The organism is Gammaproteobacteria bacterium, assembly GCA_009845905.1.
GTDB lineage: Bacteria > Pseudomonadota > Gammaproteobacteria > Steroidobacterales > Foliamicaceae > Foliamicus.
This window is the reverse complement of record VXYS01000006.1, coordinates 148,780-164,844: the sequence shown is the minus strand read 5'-3', so window position 1 is coordinate 164,844 and position 16,065 is coordinate 148,780. Positions and strand designations below refer to the sequence as shown.

Here is a 16,065-nt window from a genome sequence, read left to right as displayed (position 1 = left end):
CTGGTGCGATGCAGTCGCGTCTATGGGCGCGCTGGCATTGTAACCGCTAGGCGCTATCCTCTTCCGGCACGGCCACCTCGTCCCGGCTGGCCAGAACGCGGTCGATGAGGCCGTAGGAGCAGGCCTCCTCGCCGCTCATGAAATGGTCCCTGTCGGTGTCGCGGGCAATGCGCTTCAAGGGTTGGCCGGTATGTTCGGCCAGGATCCGGTTCAGCCGCTCCCGGGTCTTGAGCATCTCCTTGGCATGAATGTCCACGTCGGATGCCTGACCCTGAAAGCTGCCCATGGGTTGATGGATCATGACGCGCGAATGCGGCAGGCAGTAGCGCTTGCCCTTGGCGCCTCCCGCGAGCAGCAGGGCCCCCATGCTGGCGGCCTGCCCGAGGCAGAGCGTGCTCACGTCGGGCTTGATGAACTGCATGGTGTCGTAAATGGACAGCCCGGAACTCACGAGGCCACCCGGCGAATTGATGTAAAGGCTGATGTCCTTGCCGGGGTTCTCGGACTCCAGGAAAATCAACTGGGCCACGATCAGGTTGGCCATGTGGTCGTCCACGGCGCCCACGACGAACACCAGCCGCTCCTTGAGCAGGCGCGAATAGATGTCATAGGCGCGCTCGCCACGGGCGGTCTGCTCCACGACCATGGGCACGAGATTCAGTGCTTTTTCATTCATTGGGCAGTTCCTCCGGAAAGGACGGGGGGCATGGGTTCCATGAACTCGTCGAAGGCCATCGGGCGCGGCGTGACGGCGGCGTTCTCGTACAGCCATTCGAGCACCTGTTCCTCGCGCATCCGCGCGCGCAGGTTGCCGACCAGCTCGCGGTTGCCCGCCAGCTCCGCGAACGCCGCCTCGGGATCGGGCGCACCGGCGGCAAGCACCTGCAATTGCTCGCGCAGCTTCTGATCGTCGGGCGCGATTTCCTCGCGCGCCGCGAGCTCGTTGATGAGCAGCTGCAGACGCACGCGTTGCTCCGCCGCGGCGCGCATCCCGGGCAGTTCCTCCGGCAACTCCGGCGGCTCAGCGGTTTCTTCGTCGCCGTCCGGGTCCGGAGGAGGAGGAGGCGGACGCATGGCCTCCCGCGCCTGCTCGACTTCCTGGTCCACCAGCGTCCTGGGCGTCAGGCCGGGATTTGCGCTCAGCAACTGGTCGAACAGGGCCTGGCGCTTGTGTTCCTCGCAAACGGATCGCAGTTCGCGTTCCAGCGTCGCGCGCACGTTCGACCGCAATTCGTCGATGGAGCCGCTCTCGACCCCCAATTTCCCGATGAACTCTTCGTCGAGGTCCGGCAGCGCGGGTTCCGACACGCTCACGACTTCGACTTCGTAGAGCACGCGCTTTCCGCGCAGCGTTTCGTCCGGGTACTCGGCCGGCATCTTCAGGCGGAATTTCTTCTTTCTGGCAGCGGACAATCCCACCAGGCGCTCTTCAAGCTGCGGCATCAGGCGGGTCTCGCCCAGCATCAAAGGCGCCTCCTTGATCTCTCCGGCGTCCACGGTCTGGCGCCGCCGCGATGCGCGGATATTTGCCACCATGCGGTCGCCCTCGCGAGCCGGCCGGTCGACATCCTCCCACTGCGCGTCGCGCCGCCGCAGGCGCTCTATTGTGCGGTCCACGTCCCGCTCGCTGATTTCCACCTGGGGCTGCTCATAGGCGAGTTCGTCCAGGCGGTTGAACTCGATGTCCGGTAGCACATCGAAGGTGGCTTCGTATTCGAGGTCGACCCCCTCGCGCGCCTGGCTGGTCTTGACCTCACCGCCTCCCACTACCCGGAGTTTCCGGTTCTGCGCGCCCTCGCGGAAACTGCGCTCGATGGTCTCGCGGGTCAGTTCGTTCCAGACGTCCTGTCCGTAGCGCTGCCGGATCAGCTTGATCGGCGCCTTGCCGGGCCGAAATCCGCGTATCCGCGTGCGCCGCCGCAGCGCGCCCAGGCGCGCCAGGAATTCCTGCTGCAGGACGGTGGCGGGAACCTGCACGTGCATGACGCGGCGAAGTCCCTCGCCGTCTTCCACCTTGTAGCTTGCGCTGTCGAGATTCATGGGGCTGGATGGTTCGGTCGCCGTTTCAGGAGAGGGGTACTGGTGCGAAAGGAGAGATTCGAACTCTCAAGGGGATAACCCCACAGGAACCTAAATCCTGCGCGTCTACCAATTCCGCCACTTCCGCTCCCCCTCAATTATAGATTTGCCCATGCGCCCCGGTCCCGCAAACCCTCGGTTCCTCTTGCCCACCTGTTCCGGGACACGCCTGCAAGCACATCCCTGTGGGCTCGGCGTCGGCATCCTGCCTCCGACGTTCCCGGAACCGGTGGGCAAGAGGAACCTGTAGCTTACGGCGCCGGCTAAAGCCCTTTCTTCGCCCCCCTCCTCGTGGGAGCGTTGGAGCAGGGACAGCGAGAATCGAGCCAGGATGGCGTCTCCAACGAGGAGGGGGGCGAAGAAAGGGCGAGGAAGCCCGAATAGGAAGGGAGTCAGGAGGTGAGAAGGTGCAGGGCGGTCTGGTATTTCTCGGCGGTGCGGGCGATCACGCTTTCGGGCAGGCGGGGCGCGGGCGGCTCACGGTCCCAATCCACCGAGAGCAGGTAATCGCGCACGAACTGCTTGTCGTAGCTCGGCGGGGATACGCCCACCTGGTACTCGGAGGCCGGCCAGAAGCGCGAGGAGTCGGGCGTCAGCACTTCGTCGATCAGCACCAGCTCCCCGGCCGCGTTGATCCCGAACTCGAACTTGGTGTCGGCCACGATGATGCCGCGAGCGGCGGCATGCTCCGTTCCGAACCGGAACAGGGCCAGCGCGATGTCCCTCACCTGTTCGGCCAGTGCGTCGCCGATCAGGGCCGCGGTCTGCGCCATTCCGATGTTCTCGTCGTGCTCGCCCGCTTCGGCCTTGGTGGCCGGAGTGAATATGGCCTCCGGCAGACGCTCGCCAAGGCGAAGGCCCTCCGGCAGGCGGATGCCGCACACTTCGCCGGTGGCCTGGTAGTCCTTCCAGCCCGAGCCGATCAGATGGCCGCGGACTACGGCTTCAACGGGCAGCGCCCGCACCCTTTCCATCAACACCGAGCGCGACTCCAGCTCCTCGATCGCGTCCGGTTCGAGGCCGTCGATCACGTCGCCCAGCGGCGTATTCAGCAGCGCATTCGGCACGATTTGGCCGGTATTGGCGAACCAGAAACGCGATAGCGCGGTCAGCACGCGGCCCTTGCCCGGAATGGGATCGGGCAGCACGACGTCGAAGGCGGATATACGGTCGCTGGTCACCAGAAGAAGGCGGTCGTCGCCCACCGCGAAGAGGTCGCGAACCTTGCCGCTGCCGATGGACTGCAAACCCGGAATTTCGGTATACGATACGGTCACTGCCTGCTCCCTTGTGCGTTCGTTTCGGGCGTATTCTAGTGTGCTGAGCGCGACACTGCCCACGCCAAGCCAATGTACGTATTTCTTCTGGGAAAAGCCGCCGGATTCATCTTCGGTTTCATGTTCGGCAACCTGCCGGGGGCCTTCCTCGGGGTACTGCTGGGACACATGGTGGACCGCAGCATGTCACGCGGACTGGGCGGATCGTGGCAGACCTTCTCCGGCGCACAAACCGCCAACCGCCGGCGGGTCTTTTTCGCATCCACCTTCCGCGTGATGGGACATATCGCCAAGGCCGACGGCCGCGTGACCGAAGAGGAAATCCAGGCCGCGCGCCAGGTCATGCAGGGAATGCGGCTGAATCCGGCCCAGATACGCGAGGCCATCGACTGCTTCAACGAAGGCAAGGAGCCGGACTTCGACCTGGACGAAGAGCTGATGCGGATGAACGAGGCCTGCCGCGGACAGCCGCTGCTCAGGCAGTTCTTTCTGCAGACGCAGTTCTTCATGGCCTTCGCCCACGGCGGCGTGACCGGGGGGGAGCGGGCGGCGCTGGATCGTATCGGGGAGGCGCTGGGACTCTCGCAATGGCAGATCAGCCAGCTCGAAGCGCAGGCGCGCATGCGGGCCGGATTCGCCGGCGGCAACGGCCGCGCGGGCCCGGCCCGGCAGCAGCCGATCGGGGACGCCTACCGGGCCCTGGGCGTTTCGTCCCAGGCCAGCGACCAGGAGGTCAAGACGGCCTATCGCCGCTTGATGAAGGAGAACCACCCGGACAAGCTGGTGGCCCGCGGCCTGCCCGAAGCGATGATGGAACGCGCGCGCGAACGCACCCGCGAAGTCAACCGGGCCTACGAACAGATAAAGGAACACCGCGGAATGCGCTAAACCCGCCTTTCAGGCTCTTCGCCGACCGTAGCCTCGTTGTCTGTCTTCCTCTCGAGGGAGCGTTGGAGCAGGGACAGCGAGAATCGAGCCAGCGAGCGCCGATGACCCGGCGCGAGCAGCGTCTCCCACGAGAGGAAGACAGACAACGAGGCGGGATCGAAGCGCCCGGGGAGGCTATTCGCCGAGGGCCGCGCGCATTTCCCCGATCGCCTGCGCGTAATCGTTCGCGCCGAAGATCGCCGAGCCGGCCACGAAGGTATCGGCGCCGGCGGCCGCGATTTCCGCGATATTGCCGGCCTTCACGCCGCCGTCCACTTCCAGCCACACGTCGCGCCCGCCAGCGTCGATGCGGCTGCGGGCCTCGGCAAGCTTGGCGAGCGCCTGGGGTATGAATTTCTGGCCGCCGAAACCCGGATTGACCGACATGATCAGTACCAGGTCGATTTCCTGTAGCGTGTGGTCCAGCCAGCTCAGCGGCGTTGCGGGATTGAAGGCCAGCCCCGCGCGGCAGCCGTTCTCGTGGATCAGCCCGATCGTGCGGTCGACGTGGTCGCTGGCCTCGGGATGGAAGCTCACGATGCTCGCGCCGGCCTCGGCGAAGGACCGGGCCACTTCATCGACCGGGCTGACCATCAGGTGCACGTCGATCGGCGCCGTGATCCCATGCTCGCGCAGGGCGCGGCAGACCAGCGGCCCCACGGTCAGGTTGGGAACGTAATGATGGTCCATAACGTCGAAGTGGATCACGTCGGCGCCGGCCTCCAGGACGGCTTCGACCTCCTCGCCGAGGCGGGCGAAATCGGCAGAAAGGATCGAGGGAGCGATGCGGGCCCGTTTCATTTCACTGCCTCAAATGTAGCGCGCGGTGGTGGTCATGACGCCGGAAACCAGGCGCATGGCCGAACGTGCGACCTCCGGCAGCGGTTCGCCGCCGGCTTCTTCCGCGTCCCGCCCGTGGCGGGCCTCGTCGGCGCGCATCTGCTCGAGGATCCTGCGGCTGCGCACATCGTCGGCGGGCAGCTCTTCAAGGTGTCCATCGAGATGACTCTCGACCTGCGCTTCGGTCTCGGCAAGGAATCCGAGGCTGGAGCGGTCGCCCATCAGGCCGGCAAGGGCGCCGATGCCGAAGGAGCCGGCATACCAGAAGGGAGTCAGCAGGCTGCGGCGGCCGTTCAGCTCGGTGATCCGCTCCTCGCACCACTTCAGATGGCGGCCTTCTTCCTCGGCGGCGCTCAGCAGATTGCGCCTGAGGCCGGGGTCTCGGGCGACCAGGGCCTGACCGCGGTAGAGCGCCTGGGCGGAGACTTCGCCCGAATGGTTGACGCGCATGAGGCTGGCGCTGAGTTCGCGGTCGCGGCTGGTACCGATCCCGTCCTCCGCGTCGCCGGCCGGGTTGTCGGCGGACGGCGCGGGCTCGCCGGCGCACACGCGCAGGCAGTGGCCCAGTTCCGCGAGGAGCTGGTCGCCTATGGAACGCTCTTGATCCGTCATGCCCATATTTTGCCTGGCGTTGAGCGCGGTGCAAGTGACCGGTGGAGTGGCTGGGGGACCAGGATTCGAACCTGGATTCTCGGAGTCAGAGTCCGATGTCTTGCCGTTAGACGATCCCCCACCCGTTGGCTCGCGGGGCGCCGCCGCGCAGCGCGATCAGCGCTTGGAGTATTGGGTCGCGCGGCGGGCCTTTCTCAGGCCCACTTTCTTGCGCTCGACCTTGCGCGCGTCGCGGGTGACGAAGCCGGGCGCCCTCAGCTTGGGACGCAGCTCCTCGTCGTAGGCAAGCAGCGCACGGGTGATGCCGTGACGTATGGCGCCGGCCTGACCGGTGGTGCCGCCGCCCTTGACGGTCACGGTGACGTCCATCCGGCCTTCGAGGCCGACCACTTTCAGCGGCTGATGCACGATCATGCGAGCGGTCTTGCGGCCGAAGAATTCGTCCAGCGGACGCCTGTTGACGGTCACGTTGCCGGTGCCGGGCCGAAGGAACACGCGGGCCGTGGAGGTCTTGCGCCGGCCGGTGCCGTAATACACGGTGTCGGTCATGCCCGTATCTCCAGGGGCTTGGGCTGCTGCGCGGCATGCTGGTGCTCGGGGCCCGGATAGACCTTGAGCTTCTTGAGCATGGCGCGGCCCAGGCGGTTCTTCGGCAACATGCCGCGCACGGCCGAAAGAATGGCGCGCTCGGGGGTTTCCTTCATGACCCGCTTCAACGGAACGGACTTGAGGTTCCCGATATAGCCTGTGTGACGGTGATACATCTTCTGGTTCAGTTTGTCCCCGGTCACACGGACCTGGGACGCGTTCACGACCACGATGTAATCGCCGGTATCCACGTGCGGCGTGTATTCGGGCTTGTGTTTGCCCCGCAGGCGCGTGGCAAGTTCGGTCGCCAGCCGGCCCAGCGTCTGGCCGGCAGCGTCCACGAGGAACCAGTCCTGCTGGACCTGCCCGGGTTTTGCGGAAACGGTGCGCATCTTGAATCGTTGATGGAAATCGGCCGCGCAGCGTGCGCGAAGCCGCGGAATTTTACACTATCGGGGGTTTGGATGCCCGCCACGGTGGGCCAAGCTTATGATGAGCGAACACTTCGGATTCGGAACACGAGAGGAGCGTAAAGAGTGAAGAAGATCGGGCGGCGCGGGTTTCTGAAATCGACATTGGCCGCGGGGGCCGCGGCGGGGCTGGGTTCGGCCGCGGGGGAACAATTTCGGGAAATCGAGCGGCCGAGGCCGACAGGCAGCCGCCCGGTCATGGGTCTGGTGGCGCCGCGGCTGGAGACCGTGCGTGTGGGCCTGATCGGCGTAGGCGAAAGGGGTACTGAGTTCGTACGGCACTTCTGCAACATCGAGGGCGCCCGCATCACGGCGATTTGCGACACCCACCAGCCCGTGCTCGATCGCGCGGCCGGCATCATGGCGGACCTGGGCGCATCGCCGGCGGCACTCTATACGGGCGATGACTACGCCTACCGCAAACTGCTCGATAGCCGGGACGTCGACATCGTGGTGATCGCGACGCCGTGGCGCTGGCACGCGATCATGGCCGCGGAAGCGATGGAAAGCGGCAAGCACGCGTTCGTCGAGGTGCCCGCGGTCACCACGCTCGACGAGGCCTGGTGGCTGGTCGACACGTCCGAGCGCACGCGGATGAACTGCATGATGCTGGAGAACGTCTGCTACGGCCGGGACGAACTGATGGTCCTGAACATGGTCCGCCAGGGACTTTTCGGCGAACTGCTGCACGGAGAGGCGGCCTATATCCACGAACTGCGCTGGCAGATGAAGGAGATCGACCACAAGACGGGCTCCTGGCGAACGCAATGGCACGCGAAGCGCAACGGTAATCTCTATCCCACGCACGGCCTGGGTCCGATCGCCCAGTACATGGGTATCAATCGCGGCGATCGGTTCGACTACATGAATTCCATCAGCTCTCCGGCCGCCGGCAGGGCGGCCTATGCGCGCCGCGAGTTTCCGCCGGAACACGAACGAAACCGGCTCGACTACGTCACGGGCGATATGAACACGAGTCTGATCAGGACCGTGCAGGGCCGGACGATCATGGTGCAGCACGACACGACAACGCCCCGTCCGTACTCGCGCCATAACCTGATCCAGGGCACCAACGGGGTGTTCGCGGGCTTTCCCAACCGCATCGCGCTGGAGGAAGGCGGCGTCAGGTCATTCCACGAGTGGGACCACGACATGACGGCATGGCGGGCGCGGTTCGACCATCCGCTTTGGGTGCAGATGGGCCGGCGGGCCGAGGAACAGGGAGGCCACGGCGGCATGGACCACCTGATGTGCTGGCGCCTGGTGTACTGCCTCAGAAACGGGGAACCGCTGGACCAGGACGTCTATGATGCTGCCGCCTGGTCGGCCATCGGACCGATAAGCGCCGATTCGGTCGCCGACCGGGGCAACAGCAAGCCGATTCCGGACTTTACCCGGGGAGAATGGAACAGGACCGAACCGCTGCCGATAGCAGGCGCGGAGCGTGCGGGTTAGCGCACCGTCGTATCAGCCGGGAGCGGTTAGCCTCAGGCTGTGTCGCCGACGCGCTTGGCCGGAAAGTTACAGGTAAACGTGCTTCCCGAACCGGGCTTGCTCTTTATTTGCAAGCTGCCGTCGTGACGCGTCAGCACATGCTTGACGATGGCCAGTCCCAGACCGGTGCCCGGAACCACGGGACTGCCCTCTCCCCGCACCCGGTAGAACCGTTCGGTCAGGCGCGGAAGGTGTTCCCGCCGGATTCCGATGCCGGTATCGGTCGCGGAGAGTTGTCCGCCGGAGCGGCCCGCTTGCCAGCGCAATACGACTACGCCGCCGGGCGGCGTAAACGCTGCTGAATTGATCGCCAGGTTGGTCGCGACCGACCGGATCTCGGCTTCGTCGCCCAGCAAAGGTCGTTCACTCCTGACTTCGGCGCGGATATCCAACTGGCCGCTGGAACGCGCTGTCGCGACCTGCACCGCGTCTCCGAGAACGTCCATCATGTTCAGGGGCGTGAAGCCGGGCGGAGTTTCGGACGTCTCCAGCCGAGACAACTCGAGAAGGTCCCGTACCAGCCTGGTCATGCGGTCGCACTGCGATGCCATGTGCTGGACAGGGTCGCTCCAGCGATCGGGAAACTCCTCATCCTCCGACATCGACTCCAGGTAGCCGGTCAGCACCGTCAGGGGCGTCTGCAGTTCGTGCGAGGCGTTGGCCACGAAGTCGGAGCGGGTCTTGTCCGCCAGCACCGCGGCGGTGACGTCGCGCACCAGGAGCAGGAATTGCTTTTCCGCGTAGGGAACGCGCTGCGCCTCCAGCCAGCTGTCGGGCTTCTCCGGCGACTTGAACCGCACCAGGTCCTTGCCGCCGCGCTCAAGCCAAGTCCTGAACTCGGCATCGCGGATCAGTTTCAGCGCCGGCCTGCCCTTGTCCAGCCGTTTGCGCACGCCCAGCATACGGCGGGCCTCGCGGTTGCTGACCACAACCTCTCCCTGGTCGTTCAGCACCAGGGCCGCGTCGGGGAAGGACCGCGCCGTGCTGCGCAAGGCCTTCAGCACCTTCCTGAGCCGTTCTTCGGCCTCCTCCGTGCGGCTCTCCAGGTCGCTCAACTGCTGCGGCAGTTCGGCGAAGGAGAACGCGCCTCCGGACCATGCATCCGGGTCGAACAGTTGCGACAGCTCGCCCGCGGCGCGCACCTGGACCGACAATTCCCATGCAAGAACCAGGACCAGACCAGCCAGGGCGCCCGCAATCGGCCTCTCGGCAAGCAGCCAGCCGGCCACGGCCAGCACCGCCGCCGCACCGCAAGCGCGCAGCACAATGCGAATAACCAGTCTGCGGACCAGGGGATCCAGGATTCGGCTCTACTGCAGCGAGAAACGGTAGCCCGCGCCTCGCACGGTCTGGATGTAGCGGTCCACCTCATGCGCTTCCAGCGCTTTCCTGAGACGCCGGATATGCACGTCCACGGTGCGGTCCTCCACGAAAACCGCCGGCCCCCAGACGCGGTCCAGCAACTGCGAACGGCTGAATACGCGCTCGGGGCGTTCCATGAACAGGCGCAGCAGGCGGAATTCGGTCGGCCCCACGATGACGGGCCCCCGGTCGGTGTGCACGCGATGGCTGACCGGGTTCAGCGTCAGCCGCCCACGCGTTATCGGGTCTTCCCGGGTGCTCTGGGAGCGGCGCAGCACCGCGTTGATGCGGGCCAGCAGCTCGCGGCTCGAGAACGGCTTGGTGACGTAGTCGTCGGCGCCGCTGCTCAGTCCCGAAATCTTGTCCTCCTCCTGGGAGCGGGCGGTAACCATGATGATGGCCACGTCGCGGGTTTCGGGCGTGCGCTTGATCCAGCGGGTCAGTTCCAGACCGCTGCTGTCCGGCAGCATCCAGTCGATGATGGCCAGGTCTGGAAGGCGTTCGGCGATGGCCTTGCGGGCGGCGCCGGCGTCTTCGGCTTCGCGCACGTCGAAGTCTGCGCGACGCAGGTTGAAGGCGAGCATTCCGCGAATCGCGCCCTCGTCTTCAACTACCAGAATGTCGCGCCGCATTTCGCTATCCGATTATGCCATTCCCCGGCACGCGTGCTTCCTCGCCCTGTGTTCGGCCCGCCTCCTCGGCGGAGACGCCATCCTGGCTCGATTCTCGCTGTCCCTGCTCCAACGCTCCGTCGAGGAGGCGGGCCGAACACAGGGCTTCACACTCATTCTTCGTCGAAATTGGTGGCGCAGGATACGACGTTGTTGTGGAACGCGATCTCGCCGGTGTTGTAGCGGCCGAACGTGGCCTCGTCATCGAAGTCCACGCAACGGTTGAAGCCGGTGACCACGCTGTTCCACATGGTCGCGCCGGTTCCACGGCGAAGCAGCACGCCGATCGTGCTGGTGCCGCCGTCCTCGGTGCCGATCATCGTGAAGTTCGCCAGCGTCGGGCCGGAAATCGGCTGCGCGTTGGGAGCGTCGCCGTCATTGTCCGCCTCGATGCCGCGGTCCGCGTCGTCGGAAGACTGGCGGATCACAACGAACTGCGCGCCGCCCAGGTAGCCCTGGCCCCAGTCGAAGGAGTCGTCGGCCGTGTCCGTGATCACCACGTGGTCCATGAAGTCGCTGGCGCCGAAGTGCTCCACGCCGTCGTCCAGTCCCTTGTGCACCTGCAGGTAGGAAACGCGGGTGCCGGAACCGGTGGCGAACATCGTAAGGCCGTTCAGCTCGTTGCCGTTGCCGTCGATGTCATTGCCGGCATGGCGGATCACCAGGTAGCGGATGTAACCGCTGTCGTCGGCGGCGTCATTACCCCCGTAGGCGCCGATGTTGCCTTCGGCAGCCACGTCGCAGGGGCTGCCGCACTCGTTGGAGCGAGCGTAGCCCATCAGCGCCAGGCCGGCCCACTCGCCGCGGCCCGCGGTACCGTCGCCTCCGGCCGCCCAGTCATCGAACTGGCGCCGCGAGGTCATGACGATCGGGTCCTCGGCGGTGCCGTCGGCTTCGATCCGCGAGCCGCGAGTGATGATCACAGCCTCGCCGGAAGAGGCGAGGACCAGCGTGCCCGGTTCGATCTTCAGCGTCACCGACACATTGTCGGACGCATCGCCGTCGGCCTCCTCGCCATTGCCGATGTAGGTGCCCGGGAAACCGGACGCCGGCGCGTAGATGTTGTCGTTGGTCAGGGTCAGCGTCGAGTCGTCGGTGTCGTAGCGGCGCTGCAGGCGGCACAAGTCCATCCGGCCGCCGCCCACCGCGGAGGGCAGTTCCAGGCTGCCGTCGGCCGTGGTGCCGGCCGGACAGCTCTCGTCGGCGCCCGGATTATCGACCGCGGGCTCCCAGACGGTGGCGTTGCCGTTCAGCGAAACGGTCCAGCCTTCGGTCCAGTTGTCTTCCGTATCCTGCGCGAAGGCGCCCACGTAATCGGTGGTCACGAACAGGTTGCTGGTCACGTCCGCCTCGACTGCGTTGGGCCGGTAGTCGGCGCGCAGGTTGGGATTGGCGATCCGGTTGTCGGGATTCCTATCCACCCAGTTGGCGATCGCCGCTCCGGACACGTCGTCGTCACCACTCTCGTAGACCTCCTTGGCGGGGCAGTAAAACAGCGAATTCTCGATCGTCAGGTCGGTGCCGAACAGGTCCTCCGTGGCGGCTCCATCCACGTCCAGGCAGGCGTCCTGAAAGTCGGCCACCAGGAAGTTGTAGATGCGCGCCCCCGTTCCGCGCCGCAGCAGGATGCCGTCGGATGAGGTTTCCGCGCTGTCCGCGGCGCCCAGGATCGTGAAGTTCGCCAGTGTCGGCCGCGAGACCGGCACGGCCAGCGGGTTGTCCCCGTCGTTGTCGGCCTCGATCCCCCGATCGCCGTCGTCCCGCGCCTGGATGATCAGCACGAACTGGGCGCTGCCGCGATAGCCCTGCCCCCAGTCGAAGGAGTCGTCCCGGGCGCCCGTGATCACGACGTGGTCCATGTGATCGGTGGCGCCGAAGTGCTCGACGCCGTCATCGAACCCGTAGTGCACCTGGACGTAGGACGAACGGGTTGCCGAACCGGTCGCGAACAGGGTCAGGCCGTTCAGCTCGTTGCCGTTGCCGTCGATGTCGTTGCCGGCGTGGCGGATCACCAGGTATTTGATGAACCCGCTGTCGTCGGAATCGTCCGTGCCGCCGTAGGCGCCGATATTGCCTTCCGCGTTGACGTCGCAGGGATCGCCGCACTCGTTGGAGCGGCCATAGCCCATCAGAGCCAGGCCGGCCCACTCGCCGCGCCCGTCCGCCCTCGCCCGGCCGTCCACCCATTCGTCGAATTGGTCCTTGGAGGTCATGACGATGGGATCCTCGGCGGTGCCCGAGGCTTCGATGCGCGATCCCCGCGTGACGATCAGGGCCTCCTGCTGCGATCCCAGGATCAGGGCTCCGGACTCGATCACGAGCGTTACGGAAACGTCATTGCCCGCGTTGCCGTCCGCCGCTTCGCCATTGCCGATATAGGTGCCGGGGAAGCCGGCGGCCAGGCGGTAGATGTTGTCGCCGGTGAGCGTGATGGTCTGCCCGTCCGTGTCGTAGCGGCGCGCCAGCTGGCAAAGGTCCATCGAACCGCCGCCCACGGACTCGGGCAGCGTCCGGGCTTCCACGAAGGTGGTTCCGGCCGGGCAGTCGCTGTTGGAAGCCGGTTCGCCCCTGGGCTGCCACACGGTCCTGTTGCCGTGCACGCCCACCGTCCAGCCCTCGGTCCAGGTATCGGCCATGTCCTGGGCAAACGCGCCCACGTAGTCCACGTCCTCGAACTCCCCGCCAAGGGATATGGCGAAGGCATCGCCCTGCAGGTCGGGCGAACTGGAAGTGAAGGCCCACTCCGCTCCCTGCAGGTCCGGCGCGCCGTCGCCGGGCGTGCCGTTGGAGTTCAGCATGGGATCGAGACCGATCCGATTGCCGTTGCCTGCAAAGGCATCCGATACGGGAAACGGATCATTGGCCGACGTGGGCGTTTCCGAACCGCTGCCGGTATCGGTGGGCGGGGCCGTATTGATGACCAGGTCCTCGCCAGCGCTGCCGCCGCCGCAGCCACCCAGAATCAGGGCGGACAAGAACACGACCGGGAGACAACGGACAAAATTCACGGACATTCGGGCAAACCCCTCCTGCGGGTTCTGTGAGTCGATAGAGAAGGTCCCGATCCGCGCCAGCTCGTCGGATCGGGCGAACGGGCATGCGCTTCAGTCAGAACTGAAGATCGACGGAGAAACTGATCGAGCGGCCTCTCGTGTAAAGGCGCTCGGTTCGTCCTCCCCGCAGAACTTCGTAGTCGTCATCCAGCAGGTTCCGGATCTTGACCTGCAGCCTCAGGGGCATGCCGCGGAACTCCACCGCATGGCGGTAATTGAAGTCCAGCCTGGCAACGGGCTGTTCGTAGGAATCGGGCAGTCCCTGTGTGCCGACGTCCACGATGCGCTCGCCCGCCATGTTGAGCAGGAGGGCGGCCTGCAGATCCCGTTCGGGGTTGTCGTAGCTGAACTGCAGGTTGGCGACCCAGGGCGACTGGCCTTCGAGGTGGCGCTCGGTGCTGGTCTGCTGCGCCCCCGCCTGGCCTACATTGACCATGGAGTCCACGAACGCGGCATTCAGGCGGACCTCGAAATCCCTCAATGCATCGGCGAGCGACCCCAGTTCGGTGCGCAATTGCATCTCCACTCCCTTGAGCGTGGCGGACTCGGCGTTGGCGAAGGTCCGGATGCCGCCGGCGCCCAGGCGGATCACGCGCTCGATCGGGTCCTGAAACCTCTTGTGGAAGAAAGCCAGCTGGATGTTGCTGACGTTGTCGAAGTAGTACTCCCAGCGCAGGTCGATATTGTCGATGGAGGCCACCATCAGATCCGGATTTCCAACGACCGTGTAGCGCTCTTCCGGATCGATATAGGGCGCCGCGGACAACTCCTTGAGATCGGGGCGATTAAGCGTGCGGCTGTAGCCGAGGCGAATCTGCTGGGACTCCCCGCCGCCCGGCAGCCAGGTGATCGTCATGGCGGGCAGCAAGGCCGCTTCGGACAATTCGCGCATATTGCGCCGGGTCGGGTCGATGAGTTCGAACGTGGTGACGTCCTGCGTGGAGTCCTCGTAGCGGGCGCCGAACATCCAGCGCCAGTTCATGCCGAGGTTCAGATCGGCCATCAGGTAGGCTGCCGCCAGGTTGTGTCCGGCGGCGTAGTTGTCGGTGGGCTGAGTGGTTTCCTGCAATTCCCAGAGACCCTCCGCGATCAGCTCGTCGGAGAATATGAGGTCAGGGCTCTGTCCCAGTCGGGAACGGAGGTTATTGCGCGAGAAATCGGCCAGGAAACGGAAACGGCGAAAGTACGAATCACGCTTCTTGTCGAGCCAGGCCAGGCCGAATGCAATCTCACCGTCCGAATTCGGGCTGAACTGAATCGGCAACGACAGGTTCAGCGCGTAATTGACCGCCTCGTCCTCAAGCTCTTCCCAGCTCCGCTCATTCGACTGTCCGGTATCGGAAAAAGCGTAGAGGTTGCCGGCTTCGTCGAAGCGCTCGTAGCGGTAGAACAGCGTGTCGGGCTCTTCACGGGTTGCTACCGACCAGGTCACCGTCCAGTCGATGACCAGGTCTCTTGCCGCTTCAAGGTTGTGTTCGCCTGCGAATTGCTGGCTGAACAGCTCCCTTTCCACGAACTCGAGCGTCGTGTCGGCGACGTGGATGTCGTTTTCCGAGTAGAAGCCAAACTCGCGCAGGAACGTGCGGTCGGTCCGGCGCGTGACGAAGGTCGTGCTGCGCAGGAACGTCCCCGCGCTGACGTCCCACTCCACGTTCCCCAGCAGCGAAAGATCGATCGTGTTCTGGGTCCGGCTCTGCGTGCCTTCATCGAGAGTGGAAAGTTCGTCGCCCACACCCGACAGGCCGAAGGTACGACGCTCTTCGTCCCTGTAAGCCCAGTCGTTCGAATACCGCGCCGAAAGCATGAAGCCAAGATCGCCGCCGCCAAGCTGCCTCCCACCGCCCCAGCGCCCGGAAATACTCACGCCGGGTTCAATGTCCCTTAGTTCCGTCGCGTAGCTGCGGTTGAGCGAACGCCCGGCCAGCGCCCGCTCTTCGTCCGAAACGAGATTAAGGGACCTGGCGCCGTTCTCGGTGATTCTGTTCAACTCCGTCGGAAGCTTTCGCATGCCGTCGTCCATTCCCAGCCAGTCCCGCCCGCCGCCCGCGTAGTGGAGTCCCGTGCCGCCGGTGGCCTGGGAATTGCCGCCGATGCCGACGCTGATCTGCACTACGCGTTCCGCTGGCGCGCCGCGGGTCTCCATCGCCACCATGCCGCCCGAGAAATCTCCCGGCAGGCGAGGCGAATAGGTCTTCTGAATATCCACGTTATCCAGTGCGCCGGTTGGGAACATGTCCATGGGAATGACCCGCCGCGTGGGGTCCGGGCTGGGCAGCGGCGCTCCGTTCAGCAAGGTGTTGGAGTAGCGCTCGCCCAGCCCGCGCACGTACACGTACTTGCTGTTGATCACGGTCAGTCCCGGCACCCGGGCCAGCGCATCCACGACGCTGGAGTCGCCGGTAATCGCGAAATCATCGGACGACAGTGTGTCCACAACCGAATCGGAATCGCGGCTGCGGGTCACCGCGTTCGGACGGTAGGCGCCGGTCACGACGATTTCTTCCATCGCGCCCGTGGTCGCGGAAGCGTCGTCGCCGCTGTCCTGGCTTTCGGGGATTGCTTCCTGGGCGGATACCGGCATAGCGGTCAGCATGGTCGCGGACATGGCCGCCAATGCAATGCTTCTGATCTTCATTGAATGCGCAAGACCCTCCTTGGGCTTCGCATTTCATCCGCCGCGTGTAAACCCCCC

Annotated in this window: 13 protein-coding genes and 2 tRNA genes; 2 read left to right on the top strand and 13 right to left on the bottom strand. The window is 65.4% G+C overall.

The features are described from left to right. Positions 1-46: 46 nt before the first annotated feature. From clpP to F4036_06275, 4 genes are all read right to left on the bottom strand, one after another. On the bottom strand, positions 47-676 hold the full coding sequence (gene clpP / locus F4036_06290) for an ATP-dependent Clp endopeptidase proteolytic subunit ClpP (GenBank protein ID MYK37351.1): 630 nt from the start codon (positions 674-676) through the stop codon (positions 47-49). Beyond that, entirely contained in the window at positions 673-2,040 is a 1,368-nt protein-coding gene (locus F4036_06285; GenBank protein ID MYK37350.1) for a trigger factor, read from the bottom strand. The genes clpP and F4036_06285 overlap by 4 nt, the downstream gene beginning before the upstream one ends. Before the next feature lie 40 nt (positions 2,041-2,080). Next, a tRNA-Leu gene (locus F4036_06280) sits at positions 2,081-2,167 on the bottom strand. A 304-nt stretch (positions 2,168-2,471) separates the two neighbouring features. Then, a complete protein-coding gene (locus tag F4036_06275; protein MYK37349.1) occupies positions 2,472-3,356 on the bottom strand; it encodes a phosphoribosylaminoimidazolesuccinocarboxamide synthase in 885 nt (294 codons plus the stop codon). 72 nt (positions 3,357-3,428) lie between these two features. Between F4036_06275 and djlA the strand changes: the two genes are divergently transcribed. Further along, on the top strand, positions 3,429-4,244 hold the full coding sequence (gene djlA / locus F4036_06270; GenBank protein MYK37348.1) for a co-chaperone DjlA: 816 nt from the start codon (positions 3,429-3,431) through the stop codon (positions 4,242-4,244). A gap of 174 nt (positions 4,245-4,418) precedes the next feature. Here the strand turns inward: djlA and F4036_06265 are convergent, their stop codons facing one another. The 5 genes from F4036_06265 to rplM all read right to left on the bottom strand — a co-directional run bounded on the left by F4036_06265 (position 4,419) and on the right by rplM (position 6,715). Beyond that, positions 4,419-5,084: a ribulose-phosphate 3-epimerase gene (locus tag F4036_06265; GenBank protein ID MYK37347.1), complete on the bottom strand. Its 666-nt coding sequence runs from the start codon at positions 5,082-5,084 to the stop codon at positions 4,419-4,421. Positions 5,085-5,093: 9 nt separating this feature from the next. Then, complete coding sequence (gene coq7 / locus F4036_06260) at positions 5,094-5,741, bottom strand: 2-polyprenyl-3-methyl-6-methoxy-1,4-benzoquinone monooxygenase (GenBank protein MYK37346.1); 648 nt, start codon at positions 5,739-5,741, stop codon at positions 5,094-5,096. A gap of 41 nt (positions 5,742-5,782) precedes the next feature. Continuing rightward, a tRNA-Gln gene (locus tag F4036_06255) sits at positions 5,783-5,856 on the bottom strand. A 35-nt stretch (positions 5,857-5,891) separates the two neighbouring features. Beyond that, positions 5,892-6,284, bottom strand: a complete 393-nt coding sequence (gene rpsI, locus F4036_06250; GenBank protein MYK37345.1) for a 30S ribosomal protein S9 — start codon at positions 6,282-6,284, stop codon at positions 5,892-5,894. Further along, a complete protein-coding gene (gene rplM, locus F4036_06245) occupies positions 6,281-6,715 on the bottom strand; it encodes a 50S ribosomal protein L13 (GenBank protein ID MYK37344.1) in 435 nt (144 codons plus the stop codon). The genes rpsI and rplM overlap by 4 nt, the downstream gene beginning before the upstream one ends. Before the next feature lie 144 nt (positions 6,716-6,859). Here rplM and F4036_06240 point away from each other — a divergent pair, with 144 nt between their 5' ends. Further along, the gene (locus tag F4036_06240; protein MYK37343.1) at positions 6,860-8,248 is read left to right on the top strand and encodes a Gfo/Idh/MocA family oxidoreductase; all 1,389 of its coding nucleotides are present in this window, start codon (positions 6,860-6,862) and stop codon (positions 8,246-8,248) included. 32 nt (positions 8,249-8,280) lie between these two features. On the opposite strand, the gene F4036_06235 is transcribed toward F4036_06240, so the two are convergent. The 4 genes from F4036_06235 to F4036_06220 all read right to left on the bottom strand — a co-directional run bounded on the left by F4036_06235 (position 8,281) and on the right by F4036_06220 (position 16,008). Further along, a complete protein-coding gene (locus tag F4036_06235) occupies positions 8,281-9,552 on the bottom strand; it encodes a hypothetical protein (GenBank protein ID MYK37342.1) in 1,272 nt (423 codons plus the stop codon). A gap of 45 nt (positions 9,553-9,597) precedes the next feature. Continuing rightward, positions 9,598-10,281, bottom strand: coding sequence for a phosphate regulon transcriptional regulatory protein PhoB (gene phoB, locus F4036_06230; protein ID MYK37341.1), 684 nt, complete (start codon positions 10,279-10,281; stop codon positions 9,598-9,600). Positions 10,282-10,433: 152 nt separating this feature from the next. Next, positions 10,434-13,334: a hypothetical protein gene (locus tag F4036_06225; GenBank protein ID MYK37340.1), complete on the bottom strand. Its 2,901-nt coding sequence runs from the start codon at positions 13,332-13,334 to the stop codon at positions 10,434-10,436. Positions 13,335-13,428: 94 nt separating this feature from the next. Next, a complete protein-coding gene (locus tag F4036_06220) occupies positions 13,429-16,008 on the bottom strand; it encodes a TonB-dependent receptor (GenBank protein MYK37339.1) in 2,580 nt (859 codons plus the stop codon). Between the last annotated feature and the right edge of the window lie 57 nt (positions 16,009-16,065).